Here is a 19,929-nt window from a genome sequence, read left to right as displayed (position 1 = left end):
TCCAGGGCCCACGCACTCCCAGCATGTGACGCGGCGGGTAGACGCTCAGGCCGCCACGCGCAGCACGACGGCGGTGATGTTGTCGCGGCCACCAGCCTCGTAGGCGGCGGTGACGAGCGCGTCGCACGCGGCCTGGGCGGAGGGCGCGCGCAGTTGCTCCTTCATCAGCTCCGGGCCCAGGGGCTCATACAGCCCGTCCGAGCACAGGAGGAAGACATCCCCGGGCTGCGCCTCCAGCCGGCGCACGGTGGGCTCCGCGTTCTCCGTGCCCAGGGCGCGGGTGATGAGGTGGCGCAGGTTGGCCGGGTTGCCGGGCGGCTCGCGCCCCGCGGCGCGCAGCTCCTCGATGAGCGAGTGGTCGCGAGTGAGCGACTCCAGGTGGCCCTCGCGCAGGCGGTACAGGCGGCTGTCGCCCACGTGGGCCACCGCCGCGCTGCGCTCTCCCACCGCGAGCGCCACCACCGTGGAGGCCATCTCCTTCAGCTTGCCCACGCGGCGCACGCGCAACGTGCGCTGGGCGAGCGCGGTGCAGGCGGCCAGGTAGTTCTCCTCGCGGCTTCGCGCGGGGTCCACCGCGTCCGGCCAGGTGCCGTCGCGGTCGCGATCCAACCGGTCGCTGAACCCCGCGAAGGTGTCCACCACGCACTGGCTGGCGACCTCGCCGCCCTCCTGCCCCCCCAGCCCGTCCGCCACCACGAACAACCCGCGTTCGGGCAGCACGCAGTACGCATCTTCATTGTGCGGACGCCGGCCGATGTGGGTCTGCCCCGCGCACTCGAATCTCATCACCACCGCCTCCTGGCTGGGCTCCCGGACAGCAAACGGGAGGCCAACGGCCCGGTCGCTTCCTGGCCGGGGTTCCCCCATGGGGTTCTCGCCTCTGGAGCACGTCCGGGTGCGCGTTCCCTCCGCGCCCCCGCACGCCCCTGTCCGAGGACCGACGTTGCGGTCGCCTGCACCCCGTCCCGCCGCGACTTTTCAACGGGCGGGACACCCTGGAGGCCAGGGCGGACTTCGTGGGAGGACGCGGGATGGGCGTCCACGTGTGCGGCCAGGGTGGGACTCATGGGCGCCGGTAGGATACCGGGCCTCGGGGCCAATGGGGATGGCTCGCGTCCCCCTAGCAACTCCCGCCGCCCCCGGCGGACAATGCAGGAGCTGTCCGACCTGCGGGCCACCCCCCGAGGAGAACCATGACATCCATCCGCCGCGTGGGTTCTGGCATCTCGACGTCCCGGGCCTGGTCCATCTCCAACGAGCTGGAGGTCACCGCCCCGGTGAAGCAGGAGCCCATGACGCCGGTGGAGCCGGTGCGGCGGGGCTTCTCCGACGAGAGCGACTTCAAGGCGGACGCCGAGGGCGACCTGGCCGGCGCGCTGCTCGCGGACCTGGGGCTGACGTCGGACGGAGCCTCCTCGGAGGAAGCCCCGGAGACCCGCGCCGCGCTGCTGGAGAACCCCCACCTGCGCACCTTCGCGGGGGAGAGCACCTTCGAGGCCGCCGCCCCCGCGTACGCGCAGCGGCTGGGCCTGCCCCAGGCGTCCACGCCGCTCCTGCAGGCGCGCCACTTCCAGCAGGCGGAGCGCCGCGCGGAGGCCCCCGCGGCGGATCCGTCCCTGGACCCCTCCGACATCCTGTCGCCCGACGCGGCCGCGTGGGAGCTGCAGAACCTGGACACCATGCCGAGCACCGTCTCCGCGCAGGAGGCGGAGGACCTGCTCTTCCTGCTGGAGTCCGGTGACCTGTCCAGCCTGAGCGACGAGGAGCTGGCCGCGCTGGGCGACGACCTGGGCGTGGACGCGCCGGCGCCGGACGCGGCGGGCGACGCGGAGGGCCTGGAGGCGTCCGGCGCGATGGAGGACGCGGACGGGTTCCTGGCCACGCTGGAGGACGGCGGGCCGGAGGCGCTGCCGCCGGATGCGCCGCCGAGCCCCCCGTCGTCTAATGACTTCCTCGCGGACGCGGACGACTTCACGATGGAGGCCGTCCAGGCCGAGGCCGCCTACGCCGCGGCCTACGCGGAGGCCCTCTCGACGGGCACGGCGCTCCCGCCCGCGCGGCGCGAGGCGCCCGTCTCCGAAGTGGAGCCCGGCGTCGAGGACGTGCAGGACGCGGACCTCGTGGAGGTCGACGCGGCCCACACGCCCCCGCCGCCTCCGCTCGAATCCTGAGCCCCTCGCGGCCGGGCCCTGACGCTCAGGGCTCGGGCGTGTCCTTGAGCGCGGCGTCGAGCTGCTTCTGCGCCTCCATGACGTCCTTCTCCAGCTCGCGGGTGTAGAGGTCCCGCTCCGGGCTCCTCCACTCCGCGTCCGAGAACTGCTCGAGCGAGTACACGCGCGTGGTGTGCACGGGCCCTCGCAGCGTGACCATCAGCTCGCGGTCCGGGTCTCCCATCTCCTTGAGCAGGAAGCCCTCCACGTCGCGCAGGGTCAGCGGGAACGTGGGCTTGTCGTCCCGGACGACCTTGCCGAAGACGTTGAGCTTCACCTCCTGCGCCCCCTCCTGCAGCTCCTCGTTGAACGACACCACGGCGAACGGCACGCCGCCCTCGTCGTCCAGCCGGCCGGACACCACGTACCGCCCCGCCTTGCGGACCTGGACGGGCAGGTAGAGATCCAACGACCCGCCCTCCAGCACCTCGCGCACCCTGCCGGTGAACGTGGCCGGCGGCGCGGGCGTGTAGAGCACGTCGAAGAACGCCGAGTCCTCCAGCGACCCCGAGCGCACGCGGAGGACCACGCGCAGCGTGCCGGAGAACATCGCGAAGCCCTGCTTCGACGGCTGCAGGCGCCCGGTGAGCACCCCGTCACCCGCCACCGCGTCGCCGCCCTGGCCCGAGTCCACGAACGTCACCGGCACGCCCGGCACGCCGCCCGCGTCCGCCAGGTGGTCCGCCTCGTGCGCCAGCGCGGACACCACCTCGCACGGGCGCGGCGCCCGGCGCGAGTCCTCGCACGCCACGGAGAAGAGCACCGCTTCGTCACCGACGACGAACACCTTGTCCTGCTTGAGCCGTAGCTGCACGTCGGAGGTGCCGTCCTCCGCCGCCTTGGGGCTCAGCGGCCGGGTGCGCTCCGGCTCCGCCAGCTCCAGTTGATCCGGATGCTCGCGGCTGGGCCGCGACTCGGGCGGGTAGCGCGTGGCCGCCACATAGGATTCCAACGAGCGCTTCGCGCGCTCCAGCCGCTTCTGCCACAGCTCGCGGCGGGCCTCGCGTTCGCGGGCCTCCGGGCTGAGCAGTGACGGCGCGGCGGGCTCGGCCGCCGCCATGGCCGCGCTGGAGCGCCCCGCCGGTGCCCGCGCCTCCTCACGGAGGTCGGGTACCGGAGCGGAGGTGGGCTCCGGTGCGCCCTCCGGCGCTTCGGCCCCTTCGCTTCCCTGCCACCAGAAGAACGCGCCTCCCACGAGCACCAGGGGCACGAGGGCAAGCAACCACCGGCCGTGGCGCAGCCGGGAGGCGGAGGGGACGGGGCCGTCTTCGCGTGTCATGAGCGGGCTTCGCCGGAGGGGGCGGGGGAAGCCGTCAGTCTAGTACGCGTACTGGACCATGTACTCGCGCACCTTGGAGACGATGCCGCCCCAGTTGCCGTTGGCGTAGTGGTTGAACGACTCGCCGTCGTCGCGGAAGTACACGGAGTGGAAGCTCCACTTCGCCCGGCCGTCGCTGCACGCGTTCTTCAGCAGGTTGAGCGTGCCGCCGCAGAACCAGTCACCCGGGTTGCAGTAGGACCCGCCGCTGCTGCCGGAGACGCCGCCCGTGGAGTGGTAGGACACCGCCTCGTCGTCCTGGCCCGGGAGGATGCCGGAGTACAGCGTCCCCTTGGAGCCGGCGAACATGAGGAACTCCACGTTGGCCGTGGCGTTGTGGTTGTACATGGAGCGCGCCGTGGTGGTGACCAGGTCGCTCACCAGGGGCTCGCTCACCGCCCAGTCGCCGTGGTCCGCCAGCTCGCTACCGCCGCCCGCGCCGGACGCCACGGCCACCCACTTGATGTTCCAGCCCGCCCGCGTGCCGTTGCTCACCTTGCCGCATTCACCGTTGGCGTTGGGCGTGGCGTCCGTCACCGGCCGCGTGCTGGTGCCGTACAGCGACAGCGCGTAGCCGATCTGCAGGTCACCGGCGCTGTGCACGGCGATGTAGCAGGAGTTGTTGCCCGTGCAGAAGCAGTCCAGCGCGTTGCGGATGCGGTAGTTCTCCGCGCCGATGCGCTGCGTGCCGTTCCAGTTGACGGCCTTCTTGTTCACGCCCGCCGCGGTGGTGGACGGCCCCCAGTAGCTGAAGTCGTTGTAGTTGCCCGGCTTCGTCGTGCCGCCGTTGCGGCCGTGGATCCACAGCGTGTAGTTCGTCGCGGCGGCTTCGGTACCCACCAACAGCGTCGCGGCGGTCACGGCCGCGCCAATCAGCATCTTCATCGGGGTGTGTCTCCTGGCCTCTCGGGGGGATGAGAGGGCTTTGCGCACGGCCGCAGGCCGGGCGAGGGGACAACCACTCTAGGGGTTGTTTCAGGGGAAGGCGATAACCCGAAAGTCCAGTCGTCAGTGGAAAACCTGACGCACCGCGCCGGCGGGGGACGTCACGCCAGCGCGTCCAGTCCGCCCTCCCGCACGAAGCGTTCCAGCCGCTCCAGTGCTTCCAGCAGGTTGGCGCGCCCCAACCCCAACCGGAAGTGATTGCCCGGAAAGCCATACACGTGGCCGGGCAACAGCAACACACCCTCGCGGGTAACCAGTGACTCAGTGAAACGCGCGACCGGAATGTTTTGTCGCAGACGGGGGAAGGCCACGCTGCCGGCGCGCGGGCGCACCCAGTGGAAGGTGTCCGCGTGGCGGGCGAAGAAGTCATCCAGCCGCGCGAGGTTCGCGGTGAGCAGGCCGCGGCTGCGCTCCAGCACCCGGTCGCGGGCGCGCAGCGCGATGAGGGACAGCAGCTCGCTGGGGGCGCTGTTGCAGAGCGAGGTGTAGTCCTTGAAGGCGCGGCAGCGCGCGAGCAGCGCCTGGTCCCGCGTGGCCAGCCAGCCCACGCGCAGGCCCGCGAGTCCGAACGCCTTGGACATCACGCCCAGGCTCACGCCCTTCGCGAAGCACGACGCGGCGGGGGGCAGGGTGTCGTTCGCGTCGTACTCCAGCAGGCGGTACACCTCGTCGGAGAAGAGGTGGATGCCGCGCGCCTCGCACAGCGCGCACAGCTTCTGGAACGTCGCGCGGTCCGGCAGCGAGCCGGTGGGGTTGTGCGGGAAGTTCACCACCACCATGCGCGTGTCCGGGCGCAGCGCCGCGGTGAGCGCGTCCAGGTCCAGCGCCCAGCCGTCCTCCTCGCGCAGGGGCAGCAGCGTCACGTCCGCGCCGGAGGCGCGCGCCACCTCGTACAGCGACTGGTAGCCCGGCCAGGTGACGACGGCGTGCGTGCCGGGCCCCATCAGGACGTTCATCGCGACGAAGAGGCCCTCCTGCGCGCCCGCGAAGGTGAGGACGTCCTCCGGCGTCAGGCCCGGGTACATCCCCGCGATGGCGTCCCGCAGCGCGGGCAGGCCGGGCGTCTCCGTGTAGCCGAGCGTCAGCCCGTCCCAGCGGGCGCGGTCCTCCGGCGACGCGAGCGCCAGCAGGTCCGCCATGCGCCAGCCCTCCACGTCGGAGGCGCACAGGAGGTAGGGCGCGGCGAACTCCCAGCGCGCGAAGTACCGCTCCAGGTCGAAGTCGGGGATGCGCATCACGGTCTCCATGCCCGCCTGCCCACCGGTGGGCGGAGCGGGCCAACAGCCCTTGCCGGACAGGCGAGCGGACGGGCGCGCAGCCGGGAGCAACCGGTGGCGCATGCATAGCTTGAGTCACGTCCCGTTGAAGCGCTTTCCACTTCCCATAGGGAGCCCGTATGGCCTCGACGAAAATCCCCCTCACGCTCCTGGACCCGGATGGCGGGTGGGTGAACGCCCCCGTCCACGTCTCGGAGCTCGATGGACTGCCCGTCCTGCTCCACTTCTGGACCATGGACTGCGAGGACTGCGCGAAGCAGTTCGAGGCCGTGAACCAGTGGGTGGTGGACTACGGGCCCAAGGGCCTGAAGGTCATTGGCGTGGACGTCACCCACGACGAGACGGAGCTGCGGGACACCAACAAGGTGGAGGGCTTCGCGCGCGAGCACGGCCTGCGCTACCCCATCGCCATGGACGACGGCTCCATGGCCCGCGCCTACGGCGTGGACAAGCACCCCGCCTTCCTCCTCTTCGGCACGGATGGGCGGCTGAAGAACCGCATCGGCGGCAAGGACGCCCTGCGCCGCGTGCGCGCGCTGCTCAAGGACCTGCCCGGTGAGGAGCCGCCCGCGCTCCACGGCGAGGTGTCCCGCGAGCAGGAGGACCAGGCCGCGGCCTCCAACCCCTGAGCGTCCTGTCCGCCCACCCTTCCCCCTCCAGGAGAGTCGCACCATGGCCGACCGACGACACACCGAGCGAAAGGGCTTCTCCCTGGGCGCGCTGGCCGCCGGGGTGGGGGCCGTCGTGGGGCTGCAGCGCGCGCTGCGGCCCCGCTACAGCTTCAAGGGCAGGACGGTGCTCATCACCGGCGGCTCCCGGGGGCTGGGGCTGGTGATGGCGCGCATGCTGCTGAAGGAGGGCGCGCGCGTGGCCATCTGCGGACGTGACGTGGACTCGCTCCAGCGCGCCCACGCGGACCTGGAGCGGCTGGGCGGCGCGGTGCTCACCCTGCGCTGCGACGTGCGCGACCAGGTGCAGGTGGACGCCATGGTGGGCGCCGTCCACGAGCACTGGGGCGCGGTGGACGTGCTCATCAACAACGCGGGCGTCATCATGGTGGGCCCGCTGGAGTCCATGACGCTGGAGGACTTCGAGCAGGCGGTGGACACACACCTGTGGGGGCCGCTGTACACGACGCTCGCGGTGGTGCCGGACATGAAGGCGAAAGGCGAGGGCCGCATCGTCAACGTGTCCTCCATGGGCGGAAGGCTGAGCATCCCGCACCTGGTGCCGTACTCCACGAGCAAGTTCGCGCTGGTGGGCCTGTCGGACGGGCTGCGCACGGAGCTGGCCCAGGACGGCATCCGCGTGACGACGGCGTGCCCGTCCCTCATCCGCACCGGCAGCCCGCGCAACGCGGACTTCAAGGGGGACCACGAGAAGGAGTACGCGTGGTTCCACGTGAGCAACTCGATGATGGGCGTGTCCATGAGCGCCGAGCGCGTGGCGCGCAAAATCATCGAGGCGTGCCGCCGGGGTGACTCGGAGGCGCTGGTGGGCATGCCCGCGAAGCTGGGCGCGGTGGGCCGGGCCCTGGCGCCCAACCTCACCGCGCGCGTGCTGGACGCCGTCAACCGGCTGCTGCCCCAGGACAGCACCCCGGAGCGCCACAAGGGCCACCAGAGCGAGACACCCCTCACCCGCTCCTGGCTCACGGAGATGAGCCGCCGCGCGGCGGAGCGCAACAACGAGAACGAGGTGTCCCTGCACTGACGAGGAGGCGGCGGCTACGCCTTGCCGTCCATCTCCGCCAGCTCCATGCGCCAGTGGCCGCGGTGCTCGTAGGCCTGCGCCAACTGGTCGTTCAGAGCGGTGAGCATCTTCACGTTCCCGTCCTGCTCGTAGCCCTTGAGGGCCTCCGCGCAGGCGGGCACGCGGGCGAGGAACGTCCGCAGCGCGTCCAGGCTCAAGTCCTTCACATACATCCCGTACCCCAGCTTCTCCAGATAGAGGGCATTGAGCACCTGCTCGAACTGGCCTCCCACGGGGATGCTGAGCACGGGCTTGTGCAGGTAGACGGCCTCGCTCATCAGCGTGTAGCCGCCGCCCGCCACCACCGCGCGCGCGGTGCGCAAATCGTCGATGAAGCCCGCCTCGCTGAAGGGCCGGTAGGTGAGGTTGCCCTCCACCACGTCCTCCTTGAGGTCGCGGCGCAGGCCATACACGCGGCACGGCACGCCGGACTGCTTGAGGATTTCGGGCAGGTGCGTGTTCGTCGTCGCCGTCTGGTACACGAGCAGGTGCTCACCGGCCTCCGGCTTCGCCGCCAGGATTTCGGGGCGGAGGATGGACGGCGCCAGCGTGGTGCGGCGCTTGCGCACGGGCGGGTAGAAGAACGACGTGATGAGGTAGTGGAAGGCCCCGGGCAGCTTCGCCTTCACGATGGCGCGCGTGGCCTCGAAGCTCTCTTCATGGCCCGCGAGCAGCGCCGGGTCGTGCTGACAGCGGTTGATGACCTGCATGTTGTCCACGCTGATGACGGGCAGCCGGTGGTTCTTCGCGAACAGGTAGCTGAACGTCTCGAAGTCGCTCACCACCACGTCCGGCTTGAAGCCCTCCACCAGGTCGAAGTACTGGCGCACGTTCTGCGGCCAGCCCTTCACGGCGCCCTGCAGGTTCTGCAGCACCGTCTGCCACTTCTTCACCGAGTTGCCTTCGTAGGCGATGGTGAGCCCCCAGATGCCGTGCACGTTCTGGAAGCGCTGGGCCAGGTAGTGCTGCGCCCGCCCGGACACCACGATGTGGACCTCGTGCTCCTTCGTCAGCGCCTCCAGCAGCACGCGCGAGCGCGTGGCGTGGCCCATCCCTTCGCCGACGACCCCATACAGGATTCGCATGGTCCGGAAGCATACGCCCGGGACACCCTCCCCTGTCCCCTCCGGCCCGGGACGGTGCTACGCCTCCCGGTCCATGACCTCCCTGCCCTCGCACCGGGGTGCCTCCGTCCTGCGCGCCGCGGCGCTCGGGGGCATCGCCGGCCTCATGCTGGGCGGCGTGGGGCTGCTCGGGCTGGGCGCGAGGGCCCTCTTCGCCCCCGCGGACTGCGCCCACCTGTCCCCGCAGGAGTGCCAGCTCCTCCATGAGACGGACCGCGACCTGGGCCGCGTGCAGACGCTCTCTGGCGGAGCACTCGTCGCCCTGGGCGCCGCGCTCTTCGCCCTCACCCGCCCGCGTCCACCCGAGGACGGCCATGACTCCAGCGGTTGAGAGCCCAAGGATTCCGCCGCGGCGCGCAAGCAGCCGGGCACTTTTCCCTGTAGGCCATTTTCGCATGCGGGGTAGGTCAACTAATTACTACTGGCCCGGCCATTAGGTTTGAGGGTAGGAGACGCCCCATGCAGCTCGAATCGTTGAAGATGTTCTGTGACGTGGTCGAGACGGGCTCGTTTTCGCGCGCGGCGCAGCTCAATCACGTGACCCAGTCGGCGGTGAGCCAGCAGATTCGCGCGCTGGAGAACCGCTACGAGCAGAAGCTGCTCTCGCGCAGCGCGCGGCAGGTGACGCCCACGCCGGCGGGCGAGCGCCTGTTCCGGGGCTGCAAGGAGATATTGGCGCGCTTCGCGGAGGTGGAGCAGGAGATCCGCGAGCAGGCCACGGAGGTCCAGGGCGCGACCACCGTGTCCACCATCTACTCGGTGGGTCTGCACGAGCTGAACGTGGTGCAGAAGCAGCTCCTGAAGACGCACCCCAAGGTCAACATGCGCCTGAACTACCGGCGCAATGATCAGGTCTACGACGATGTGATTCTGGGCGCGGCGGAGATTGGCATCGTGGCCTATCCGCAGCCGCGCGCGGGCGTGGACATCCTGCCCTTCCGCGACGACAAGCTGGCGGTGGTCTGCGCGACCAACCACGCGTTCGCCAGCAAGGCGAAGGTGAGCCTCACCGCGCTGTCGGGCGTGCCCTTCATCGCCTTCGACCGGGAAGCTCCCACGCGCAAGGCGTTGGACCGCCTGTTCCGCGAGAAGAACATCGACATCACGCCGGTGATGGAGATGGACAACGTGGAGACCATCAAGCGCGCGGTGGAGATGGGCCTGGGCGTGGCCATCCTCCCCATCGCCACGGCCCACGCGGAGATCAAGGGCGGCTCGCTGGTGGCGAAGCCCTTCGCGGAGGGGCCGGTGTCGCGCCCCATCGGCCTGCTCATCCGCAAGGGCAAGTACCTGGACCGCGCGTCCGCCGCGGTGCTGGAGGCCTTCAAGCAGGCCGCCCAGATTCCGCAGGACGACTGAAGCCCCGGCGGCGCTTCAGTAGAGCTTTCGCAGCCGGGCCGCGAAGAAGCCGTCGTAGCCCTCCGGCCCGGGCAGCGTGCGCAGCCAGGCCTGCGCGAGCGGCAGCTTGAGGCCGGGCAGCACGGGCGGCTCGGCCGTCCACTCCGGGTGGCTGCGCAGGAACATGTCCACCTGGTCCTGCCCCTCCTGCGGCTCCGGCGTGCAGACGGCGTAGACGAGCAGGCCGCCGGGCGGCACCGCCTCCTGGCAGTTCTCCAGGATGCGCCGCTGGAGCGTGGCCAGCCGGGCCACGTCCTCCTCCTTGCGGCGGTATCTCAGCTCCGGGTGCCGGCGCAGCGTGCCCAGCCCGGAGCACGGCGCGTCCACCACCACCGCGTGGAACTCGCCCCAGCTCTCCGGGAACGGCTCGGAGGCGTCGTGCGCGTAGGCCTTCAGGCGGCCGGACAGCCCCAGGCGCCGGGCCTCGGCCTCAATCTTCCGCAGCTTGTTGGCGTGCAGGTCCACCGCGACGACGTCGTGGCCTTCCGCCTGGTGACAGGCCTTGCCGCCCGGCGCCGCGCACGCGTCCAGCACGCGCGCCGTCTCCGGGATGGCGCCGTAGACGCCCACCAACTGCGCGGCCTCGTCCTGCACCTGCCACAGCCCCTCGGAGTAGCCGTACACGTCCTCCACGCGGCCCACGGAGGGCAGGATGATGCCCACGGGCGAGGCCTCCGTGGCGCGCGCGTCCACGCCCACGTCCTTCAACTGCGCGAGCAGCGCGTCGCGCGTCACCCTGGCGCTGTTGGCGCGGATGACGACGGCGGGCGGCGTGTTGTTGGCGACGAGCATCGCTTCCGCGCGCTCGCGGCCGAACTGGCGGATCCACCGCTCCACCAGCCAGCGCGGGTGGCTCTCGCGCACGGACAGGTACTCCACCGGGTCCTTCTGGGAGGGCAAGGGCGGCGAGGGCAGCTCGGACAGCTTGCGCAGGATGGCGTTGACGAAGCCCGCCGCGCGCGCGAGCCCCACGTCCTTGAGGGCCTGGACCGTCTCCGCCACGGCGGCGCGCGCGGGCACGCGGGTGTGGAAGAGCTGGTAGGCGCCCACGCGCAGGGCGGCCAGGACCTTGTCCTCCAGCGCGTCCAGCTTGCGGTCCGCGAAGCGGGTGATGGCGTAGTCCAGCGCGAGCTGCCGGCGGGTGGCGCCGTAGGTCAGCTCGGTGACGAGCGCCGCGTCGCGGGGGTCCTTGGGCGGCGTCTCCGACAGGACCGTGTCCAGCACCACGTTGAGGTAGGCATCCGTGGCGCGCACGCGCGCGAGGATGTTGATGGCGAGGATACGGGCGTTCATCCTTCTTCCAGCCGGGTCATCAGGTCCACCAGTTGCTCGTCCGACATCCGCGTCGCGGGCAGATGGGACAGGGTCAGGCTCTGGAGGCTGTCCTCCAGGAGCTCGCGGTGGCCGCTCTCCGCCGGTTCACCACGCTGGACCTGCTGATACTTCGCGCGGGCCCAGGTGGCCAGCTCCGCTTCACTGAGCCGTCCGGCCAGCCGGTCCGCGATCTTCTGGCGCACGAGCGCCCGGGTGAGCAGGTCCGACGCGGGCGTGGCGCCGCCCTTCGCCGCGCGCCCCAGCGTCTTGCCCGGCTTGCCGTCCGCCTTCACCACCGTGGGCACGGACTTGCGGCCCAGCGTCTTCAGCGGGCCCCCGGCCTCCGCCGTGCGCCGCAGCGAGCGCGCGGGCGCGGCCAGCGGCGTGGGCTCCGGCGCGTCGTCCTTCTTGAGCGGGTGCACGCGGCCCACCAGCTTGGGCTTCGGGCGGGAGTCGTCGTCCGCGTCGGCGCCCTTCTTGCGGCGGCCCAGCGTCTTCACCGGCCCGGGGATGGCGGGGTGGAAGATGCCGCTCGCGAAGGTCTCCAGGGCCTGGATGTACGGGTCGAAGCCGTGCAGCCCCAGCACCTGCATGGCGCACGCCTCCGCCACCACGGACTCGCGGGCGGGCGGCTTGAGCAGGACCTCAATGGCGGGCAGCCCCACCGCCTCCAGCGCCTCCTTCAGCGCGTAGGACGTGAAGTACCCCGCCGGGTTGATGAGGATGCCCTCCACGTTCTTGCGCTCGGCGTGGATCGTGTCGATGAGGACGCCCTCGTGGTTGGACTGGACGATGGTCAGCGTCAGTCCCAGCGCCTTCGCCTTCGCGCGCAGGGCCGCGTCCAGGTCCGTCAGGCGCCCCCCCGCGACGTCCTCGCGCTCGCCCAGGAGGTTGAGGTTCGGCCCGTGCAACACCAGCAGCTTCATGCCCATCCGTACGACTCCATGACGCGAGGATTCCACATGGCGCCCGGCGGCGCGCTCAAGACGTGAACGGCTGACTGCCCGGCTGCAATCTGTGGCCGGAGAGGAAGTCCGCCGCGCGCATCACCCGCTTGCCCTCCGGCTGGACGTCCAGGAAGACGACCGAGCCCTCGCCACAGGCGACCTCGATGCCCTCCGGCCCCGCGGACAGCACCGTGCCGGGCGCGCCCTTCCCTTCCGCGGCCCGCATCCGGTGCACCTTGAAGACCTTGCCCCCCAGGAGCGTGTACGCGCCGGGCCACGGCGTGAAGGCGCGCAGGCGGCGGTCCAGCTCCACCGCGCGCTTCGTGAAGTCCAGCTTGCCGTTCTCCTTGTCGATGATGGGCGCCAGCACCATGCCCTCGGAGGGCTGCGGCCGGGGCGTCAGCTCGCCGTTCAGGTAGCGCGGCAGGGACTCGCGCAGGATGTCGCCGCCCAGCGCGGACAGCTTCGCGTGCAGCGTGGCGCTCGTCTCATCCGGCGCGATGGGCAGCCGCTTCATCGCCAGCACGGGGCCGGTGTCCAGGCCTTCATCCATCACCATCAGCGACACGCCCGTCTCGCTGTCGCCGTGTTCAATCGCCCACTGGATGGGCGCGGCGCCCCGGAAGCGCGGCAGCAGCGACGCGTGCACGTTCACGCAGCCCTTCGCGGGCAGCGCCAGCAGGTCCTTGGGGAGGATCTTTCCGTACGCCGTCACCACGCAGACGTCGGGGGCGTACTGGCGCAGCTCCTCGGAGAACGGCGGCGTGCGCAGCTTCTGCGGCTGGAGCACGGGGATGCCCTTCTCCAGGGCGCGCTCCTTCACGGGCGGCGCGGTGACGGCGTTGCCCCGGCCCTTGGGCTTGTCCGGCTGGGTGACGACGGCCACGACGTCGCCCACGTCGAAGCAGGCCTCCAGCGAGGCCACGGCGAACTCGGGCGTGCCCATGAAGACGATGCGGGGTCGGCTGCTCATGTGAGGGAAATCCCGTGTGGAAGAAGGAATGGCGTCAGGCCACGGACTTGAAGGTGGCGGGCGGCGCGGAGGTGTCCACCGCCTGGCGCTTGCGCGCGCGCAGCGCCTCCAGCGTGGACAGGGCCTCGCGCGCCTCGGGGGTGGTGGCCACGTCCTTGAGCACGTCCAGCGCCTTCTCCAGCGCCAGCGCCTCGTCCGCCTCGCGCTGGCGGATGCGGTCCACCGCCTCGCTGAAGCGCGCGAAGAAGGCGCGCAGCTCGTCCTTGCGCCGCAGCGGACGCAGGCGCGGATAGCGGCCCGCCGCGAGCGCCGCGACGTAGAGGCTCATCACGTGGACGGGGCCCGCCACACGGTGCGTGAAGAGCAGCCCGAACAGCCCGAGCGCGATGCCCAGGCCCACGGTGGCCACGCCGGTGAGCCACCAGAGCGTCTCCTCGCCGGACAGGCCCCCTTCGGCGGACATCCGGTGCACCTGCTGCGACAGCACGCCGAACAGCAGCATGCTGCCGGCGCCCATGCCGGTGAGCAGCAGGATGTATTTGAGCTGGAATTCTCGGTCGAGCAGGTACGTCCGGCGCACGATGGTCGGACGCGACGCGTTACGACTGTCTTCGGCAGGGGCCATGTCGTTGACCAGCGTACCCCAGGAGGTGGGGGAGGTTTGCGTCCTTCGTGTGGACAGGTCTACACCCGACGGAAGCCCAGACGTTCGGACGTAAAGGAGCCCCATGTCCCGCTCATTCGTCGCCCTGTCCCTGGCCGTGTCCTGCCTTGCCCTGGGGGGTTGCAAGAAGGAGGACCCCAAGACGCCGGAGTACTGGCAGTCCAGTCTGGAGGGAGCGAAGCGCCCCGACGACAAGGTGCGAGTGATTGAGTCGCTGCGCACGTCCGGCAACGCCAATGAACAGTTCCTGCCCTTCCTGCACGCGAGGCTGTCCTCGGAGCGCCGGCCGGAGGTGAAGGCGGCGGTGGCGCGGGTGCTGGGGGACCTGCACCACCCGACGTCGCTGGAGCCGCTGACGGCGGCGCTGGACCCTGGCGCGGCGGACGTGCCGGCGCAGCAGGTGAACAAGGCGGTGGTGGGGGCGCTGGGCCGGATTGGGGATGAGCGCGCGGTGCCGTCGCTGGTGCCCTTGCTGCGCAGCAAGGACAACTACACGCGCATCGAGGCCATCCAGGTGCTGGGCGCGCTGAGGGCGAAGCCGGCGGTGGAGCCGCTCATCCAGTTGGCGACGGACGAGGCCGCGGAGCCGTTCCTCAACAAGAAGGCCATCGAGGCGCTGGGGCAGATTGGAGACCCCCGCGCGGTGCCGGCGCTGATGCGCACGCTGACGAAGGAGCGCCGGGGCGTGTCCTTCTACGTGGAGAGCAGCTTCGCACTGTTCCAGTTGGGCGCGCCCGCGGCGGACGCGCTCCTGCCGGTGCTGGAGGGCAAGGACGCGGAGCTGCTGACGTGGGCGAAGGCGCAGGGGGTGAACCCGGCCAGCTACCCGATGAAGGCCGCGCAGGTGCTGGGCGACCTGCGGGAGAAGCGCGCGGTGCCCACGCTGTTGAAGCAGTTGTCGTTCACGCACTCGGATCCGCAAATCCAGGCGCTGGTGCGGATGCAGGCGGCGGACGCGCTCGGGAGGATGCGCGCGCAGGAGGCGGTGAAGCCGCTGGCGGGGCTGGTGGGCGAGCCGGATCCGACGGTGCGCGACGCGTACGTGCGGGCGCTGACGCTGCTGGGCAGCCGGGACGCGCTCCCCTCGCTGGAGAAGGCCGCGGGCACCGGGGACTGGTACGCGCGGGAGATCGCCGTGAAGGGCATCGCGCTGCTGGGGGATGCGCGGGAGCAGCCGGTGCTCGCGAAGCTGGCGGCGGCGGAGCCCGCGCGCACGGCGGCGGACTGCCAGGAGACGGGCGAGGACGGGTGCCAGGATGCCGCGGCGCTGGGCAAGAAGCGCGCGGAGCAGTTGCAGGGGTATGGGGCGGTGCTGGAGGCGGCGCAGGCGTGCAGTGGCGACGCGGGCTGCTGGTCGCAGCGGCTGCCCAAGGCGGACGCGGCGCTGTTGCAGCGCGCGGCGCTGGAGCTGGGGCGCTCCGGGGCGGTGGACCAGGGCCCCACGCTGGCGGCCCGGCTCAACGAGCGCGACACCGAGGCGCGCGCCACGCTCATCCAGGCGGTGGACTGGCTGGCGGACGCGCCCGGCGCGGCGAAGAAGCTGCGCGAGGCGTCCCTGCCCGCGCTCAGGAAGCAACTGGAGGACGAGAAGGGCAACTCCCACTTCGTGCGCGTGAACGAGGACCTGCGCCGGCTGATGGTCAAGCTGGAGCGGGCGTAGCCCCCTCCTCCGAGGCGCGCAGCGCGGGCGGCATCCGCTCCACCGCATGGTGGAGCACCCCCAACTGGCGCACCAGCCGCGACAACTGCGTGCGCGCCAGCGCGTCCGTGCCCTCCAGGCCCGGCGCCTCGCGCTCGAGCGCTGACGGCACGCGGCGCGCGACCAGCGCCGCGGACAGCTCCTCGAGCGCGTCCGACGCGTAGCGCACCACCGGCCCCAGGTCCGACTCCTGATGCCATGCGCGGCTCGCCGCCAGCGCCGTCACGGCCGCGGTGAAGCGGCGCGCGTAGGTAATCAACGCCATCCCCGGCTCCAGCTCCTTCGCCGGTCCCTTCCACTCACTCAGCAGGCGCTGGAACGACGCCTCCGCGGACAGCAGCGCCACCCCCACCTTGCGCCGGGCCTCCCGCAGCGCCGCCTCCGTGGGCACCGGCGTCCGCGACACCTCGCGCAGGTAGTGCTGGTCCGCCTTCAGCACGCAGGCCACCTCCTCGGTGAAGCGCGAGTGCTCGGGGCTCGGCCAGAGCAGCCGGATGCCCACCAGCGCCAGCGCGCCCCCCATCAGCGTGTTGAGGATGCGCACCCCCGCGAGCCGCCAGTCCCCCGTCTGAAGCTCCGCGAGCAGCACCAGCGCCGGCGCCAGCAGCACCTGGTACACCGTGAAGTTCAGCGGCCGCACGCTCACCGACACGCAGACCAGCAGCACGATGGCCACGAGCATCATCCCCTTCGCCGGCAGCACGTGCACCAGCCCCATGGCCAGCACGCTGCCCACGAACGTGCCCGCCACGCGCTGCAGCCCCTTCTCCGTCGTGAGCCCCGAGTACGGCTGCAACACGACAATCACCGTGATGGTCACCCAGTACCCGTGATTGAGCCCCAGCCCCTCCGCCAGCGCCGTGGCCACCGTCGCGGTGAGCCCCAGCCGCAGCGCGTGCCGGAAGACCACCGACTCCGGCGTCAGGTGGTCGCGCAGCACCTTCCACCCCGAGCGCCCGCGCCCCGGCGCCAGCCCCAGCGGCTTCATGTCCCGCTCCGGCAGCGGCCCGCCGGTCTCCAGCCGCGACGCCACATCCAGCGCCACCGCGCTGTACTCCCGCAGCCGCCCCAGGAGCCCCGCCACGTGCGCGTACTGCGAGCGCGCCGGCTCCGGCGGCCCCCCGTCCGCCTGGAGCACCCGCGTCACCCGCTCCGCGTCCCACGATGACGGCACCGGCACCGTGCCCCGCACCAGCGAACCCTCCACGCCCCGCAGGTCCACCGCCAACGCGCCCAGCGCGTGCTGCGCCTCGATGCGGGCGGTGCGGCACGCGCCCTGGCGCGGCGCCTCGTCCAGCGCCTCCGACATCGCCGTGAGCAGGAGCGACAGCGCGTCCGCGTCCTCCAGCAGCACCAGCAGGTGCTCGCCCCGGCCGCTCTCCTCCTGCCGGCCCTGGCGCGTGGCCCCCAGCGTCGTGCGCGCCGTCTCCAGCGACCGCCGCATGCGCGCGGCCCGCTGCACCGCCTCCCACGTCCCCACCCGCGAGGGCCCCGCCATGGGCCAGCCCGCGACCGCGTCCGCGGCGTCCGCCAGTTGCTCGTAACAGGCCGCGATGGCCAGCCGCGCCGGGCGGTACGGCCTGAGCGGCCACAGCACCAGCGCCAGGAACATGGACCACAGCCCGCCCGCGACGAAGTACGCCGCCTGCATCAGCGCCGCCTCCAGCCCCCGCTGCGGCAGCGCCAGCGACACCACGAACAGGTTCGCCAGCAGCATGCCCACGATGCCCGGCGTGTCCCCGAAGCTGCGCGCGAAGCCGCACGCCGTCACCCAGAAGAGCGTCAGCGCCACGTCCACCCAGAAGGGGCTGGGCAGCACGATGACCAGCCCCACCACCGCGCCCAGCACCGTCATCGCCCCCATGGCCCGCGCGCGCGTGCGGTACGGCCCGCCCTTGTCCACCAGCGCGACGAAGAGCCCGGCCATGCCCGCCCACGCCGCCTCCGGCAGCGACAGCAGCGCGGAGACCAGCAGCGGAACCCCCAGCGCCAACCCCGTGCGCAGCCCCGAGGCCAGCGCGGGCCGTCCCGGCTGGAAGCGGAAGAGGCCCGCGACGTGGCGGGGCAGGTGTCCCCGGGCCGCACGCCCCCGGGGCGCCACCCAGCCCTCCGCCACCGTCTCGCCTCCGTCCCCGCGCATCCCCGCTCCCTCCCCCCTGGGTGAACGTCCCTGGAGGAAGAAGATGGGGTGCGCGAGCACCGGATTCCTCCCTCGCCCGCCCGCATGCACGGCGTCCAGACACGGCGTGTGGGTGGACGGCCGTGCGCGGCCCGGTCGAAAATGAACCGAAATACACCCTGGCGCACACGCCTACCTACCGGTCGGAATGTGATTCTGGAGCGTATGTAGGACGAAAACTTCACCTGTGAATTCATGAGCTTGAGCCCACTCATGACCGTGTAAGCAAGCACCCACACGCAACATCGGGACGGCTGACACGAGAATCAATTTGTCCGCTGCACCTGCCCCCGAAAGCACGCCCCCCATGGCCCTGCGCACCGACCTTTCGAAGCCCGTTGTCGCCACCCAGAACCGCACCGACACGAAGCCCGTGAACACCGTGAAGCCCCAGGGCCCGGTGGGGATGAGCTCGCAGTCCAGCTTCAGCGCGGGCGCGCCCTCCAAGGCGAAGGCCACGGTGGCGCTGAACGGCGTGGGCCAGAAGCTGACGCCGGGCCCGGTGGACCTCACCAGCCCCCAGGCGCAGCAGGCCATCCAGCAGACGGTGGCGTACGTGAACCAGAAGAACCCCCAGTTGTCCGGCGTCACGGGCGGCACGTCGTTCGCGCCGCGCACCGTGGAGCGCGACCAGTTGGGCATGACGCACGTGCGCATGGACCGCATGCACGAGGGCGTGAAGGTCGCCGGTGAGCAGATCATCGGCCACCTGGACGCGAAGGGTCAGTTCGACAGCCTGACGGGCAACGTGTCCGACATCCCCGCGGGCATCGGCAAGGCGCCCACGAAGCTGACGGCGAAGGACGCGCTCGCCGTGGCGCAGAAGGACTTCAACGGCGACACGACGCGCGCCCCCACGTCGGAGAAGGTCATCGTCAAGGGCAGGGACGGGCAGTACCACGCCGCCTACCACGTGACGCTCACCGACACGTCCGCGGCCAACGGCAAGGAGCCGCGCTCGATGAACTACTTCATCGACGCGAACACCGGCGCGTCCATCAAGCAGTACAACACCATCAGCCACTGGAGCCGCGAGGGCGCCAAGGCCACCCCCACGAAGCCGGGCACGTCCACCCAGGCCCCCTCCACCCCGGCGACGCCGGCCCCGACGACGGGCGGCGGCGCGGCCCGCGTGGCGGACGACCAGACGATGTACAGCGGCAAGGTGGACCTGCAGACGACGAAGAACAAGGACGGCACGTACTCGCTGGAGGACAAGACGCGCGGCAAGGGCATCGTGACCTACGACGCGAAGAACCGCCCGAACGCGTCCGGCACCACGGCCATCACCGACAAGAACGACGTCTGGGGTGAGAAGGGCGACCCGACGCGCGCCCAGGCGGGCGTGGACGCGCACTACGGCGCGGCCATGACGTACGACTTCATGAAGGACGTCCTGGGCCGAGACTCCATCGACGGCAAGGGCGAGAAGCTCATCAACTACGTGCACACCGACAACAACCTGGTGAACGCGTTCTGGGACGGCGAGAAGATGCAGTACGGCGACGGCGACGGCGTGGACTCCGGCCCGCTCACCACGCTGGACATCGCCGGCCACGAAATCGCGCACGGCCTCACGGAGCGCACCGCCGGCCTGGAGTACGAGGGCGAGTCCGGTGGCCTCAACGAGTCCTTCAGCGACATCATCGGTACGGGCGTGGAGTGGTACGCCAGCCAGAAGAACGGCGCGGTGAAGTTCGACTGGGCCGTGGGCGAGGACGCGTGGACGCCCAAGAACGGCGACAACACGGACGCCCTCCGCTACATGAACGACCCGACGGCGGACGGCTACTCCATCGACAACTACAAGAACTACCCGAAGATGACGGAGGTCCACGGCTCCAGCGGCATCGCGAACAACGCCTTCTTCCTCCTCACCGAGGGCGGCAAGAACAAGACGTCCGGCATCGAGGTGAAGGACGGCATCGGCATGGACAAGAGCCTCAAGGTCTTCGGCCGCGCGCTCACCACGTACATGACGCCGCAGACGAACTTCTCCGAGGCCCGCGCCGCCACCATCAAGGCCGCCACGGACCTGTACGGCAAGGACTCCGTCGAGGCGAAGAAGGTCGCCGAGGCCTGGACCGCCGTCGGCGTGACCAAGTAATCCCCTGAAGCTCCAGGCCCGG

Annotated in this window: 17 protein-coding genes; 7 read left to right on the top strand and 10 right to left on the bottom strand. The window is 71.2% G+C overall.

The features are described from left to right. Positions 1-45 precede the first annotated feature (45 nt). Positions 46-786 (bottom strand): PP2C family serine/threonine-protein phosphatase, encoded by a 741-nt coding sequence (locus K8612_RS27005; RefSeq protein ID WP_223741204.1) that lies wholly within the window; start codon positions 784-786, stop codon positions 46-48. A gap of 407 nt (positions 787-1,193) precedes the next feature. Here K8612_RS27005 and K8612_RS27000 point away from each other — a divergent pair, with 407 nt between their 5' ends. Then, positions 1,194-2,171, top strand: coding sequence for a hypothetical protein (locus tag K8612_RS27000; protein ID WP_223764399.1), 978 nt, complete (start codon positions 1,194-1,196; stop codon positions 2,169-2,171). A gap of 25 nt (positions 2,172-2,196) precedes the next feature. On the opposite strand, the gene K8612_RS26995 is transcribed toward K8612_RS27000, so the two are convergent. From K8612_RS26995 to K8612_RS26985, 3 genes are all read right to left on the bottom strand, one after another. After that, on the bottom strand, positions 2,197-3,489 hold the full coding sequence (locus tag K8612_RS26995) for a hypothetical protein (RefSeq protein ID WP_223741206.1): 1,293 nt from the start codon (positions 3,487-3,489) through the stop codon (positions 2,197-2,199). 39 nt (positions 3,490-3,528) lie between these two features. Continuing rightward, positions 3,529-4,413 carry a hypothetical protein gene (locus tag K8612_RS26990; protein ID WP_223764398.1) on the bottom strand — a complete coding sequence of 295 codons (885 nt, stop codon included), beginning with the start codon at positions 4,411-4,413 and terminating at the stop codon, positions 3,529-3,531. A gap of 161 nt (positions 4,414-4,574) precedes the next feature. Then, positions 4,575-5,708, bottom strand: coding sequence for an aminotransferase class I/II-fold pyridoxal phosphate-dependent enzyme (locus K8612_RS26985; RefSeq protein ID WP_223764397.1), 1,134 nt, complete (start codon positions 5,706-5,708; stop codon positions 4,575-4,577). 161 nt (positions 5,709-5,869) lie between these two features. Here K8612_RS26985 and K8612_RS26980 point away from each other — a divergent pair, with 161 nt between their 5' ends. Both K8612_RS26980 and K8612_RS26975 read left to right on the top strand, forming a co-directional pair. Then, complete coding sequence (locus K8612_RS26980) at positions 5,870-6,379, top strand: peroxiredoxin (RefSeq protein ID WP_223741209.1); 510 nt, start codon at positions 5,870-5,872, stop codon at positions 6,377-6,379. Between the two features lie 43 nt (positions 6,380-6,422). Continuing rightward, on the top strand, positions 6,423-7,463 hold the full coding sequence (locus K8612_RS26975; protein WP_223764396.1) for an SDR family oxidoreductase: 1,041 nt from the start codon (positions 6,423-6,425) through the stop codon (positions 7,461-7,463). A 14-nt stretch (positions 7,464-7,477) separates the two neighbouring features. Here K8612_RS26975 and K8612_RS26970 read toward each other — a convergent pair whose 3' ends face one another. Then, positions 7,478-8,587: an MJ1255/VC2487 family glycosyltransferase gene (locus K8612_RS26970; protein WP_223764395.1), complete on the bottom strand. Its 1,110-nt coding sequence runs from the start codon at positions 8,585-8,587 to the stop codon at positions 7,478-7,480. A 73-nt stretch (positions 8,588-8,660) separates the two neighbouring features. Here K8612_RS26970 and K8612_RS26965 point away from each other — a divergent pair, with 73 nt between their 5' ends. After that, positions 8,661-8,957, top strand: a complete 297-nt coding sequence (locus K8612_RS26965; protein ID WP_223764394.1) for a hypothetical protein — start codon at positions 8,661-8,663, stop codon at positions 8,955-8,957. 128 nt (positions 8,958-9,085) lie between these two features. After that, a complete protein-coding gene (locus K8612_RS26960) occupies positions 9,086-9,985 on the top strand; it encodes a LysR family transcriptional regulator (protein ID WP_223741213.1) in 900 nt (299 codons plus the stop codon). Between the two features lie 15 nt (positions 9,986-10,000). On the opposite strand, the gene rsmB is transcribed toward K8612_RS26960, so the two are convergent. Genes rsmB through K8612_RS26940 form a run of 4 tightly spaced genes read right to left on the bottom strand, consistent with a single transcriptional unit; the run spans position 10,001 to position 13,883 of the window. Then, positions 10,001-11,317 (bottom strand): 16S rRNA (cytosine(967)-C(5))-methyltransferase RsmB, encoded by a 1,317-nt coding sequence (gene rsmB, locus K8612_RS26955; RefSeq protein WP_223764393.1) that lies wholly within the window; start codon positions 11,315-11,317, stop codon positions 10,001-10,003. Beyond that, the gene (locus tag K8612_RS26950; RefSeq protein ID WP_223741215.1) at positions 11,314-12,270 is read right to left on the bottom strand and encodes a type II 3-dehydroquinate dehydratase; all 957 of its coding nucleotides are present in this window, start codon (positions 12,268-12,270) and stop codon (positions 11,314-11,316) included. Before K8612_RS26950 ends, rsmB begins: the two co-directional genes overlap by 4 nt. 49 nt (positions 12,271-12,319) lie before the next feature. Next, positions 12,320-13,258, bottom strand: coding sequence for a methionyl-tRNA formyltransferase (fmt, locus tag K8612_RS26945; protein ID WP_223741216.1), 939 nt, complete (start codon positions 13,256-13,258; stop codon positions 12,320-12,322). A 34-nt stretch (positions 13,259-13,292) separates the two neighbouring features. After that, positions 13,293-13,883 carry a signal protein gene (locus K8612_RS26940; RefSeq protein WP_223741217.1) on the bottom strand — a complete coding sequence of 197 codons (591 nt, stop codon included), beginning with the start codon at positions 13,881-13,883 and terminating at the stop codon, positions 13,293-13,295. A 103-nt stretch (positions 13,884-13,986) separates the two neighbouring features. Between K8612_RS26940 and K8612_RS26935 the strand changes: the two genes are divergently transcribed. Then, on the top strand, positions 13,987-15,582 hold the full coding sequence (locus tag K8612_RS26935; protein ID WP_223764392.1) for a HEAT repeat domain-containing protein: 1,596 nt from the start codon (positions 13,987-13,989) through the stop codon (positions 15,580-15,582). On the opposite strand, the gene K8612_RS26930 is transcribed toward K8612_RS26935, so the two are convergent. After that, complete coding sequence (locus K8612_RS26930) at positions 15,563-17,761, bottom strand: FUSC family protein (protein WP_223764391.1); 2,199 nt, start codon at positions 17,759-17,761, stop codon at positions 15,563-15,565. The genes K8612_RS26935 and K8612_RS26930 overlap by 20 nt on opposite strands. Before the next feature lie 346 nt (positions 17,762-18,107). Between K8612_RS26930 and K8612_RS26925 the strand changes: the two genes are divergently transcribed. Further along, positions 18,108-19,907, top strand: a complete 1,800-nt coding sequence (locus tag K8612_RS26925) for a M4 family metallopeptidase (protein ID WP_223764390.1) — start codon at positions 18,108-18,110, stop codon at positions 19,905-19,907. Positions 19,908-19,929 lie beyond the last annotated feature (22 nt).

The organism is Corallococcus sp. AS-1-6, assembly GCF_020037015.1.
Lineage (GTDB): Bacteria > Myxococcota > Myxococcia > Myxococcales > Myxococcaceae > Corallococcus.
Note: the sequence above shows the minus strand (reverse complement) of the source record. Positions and strands in the feature narration are given on the sequence as shown.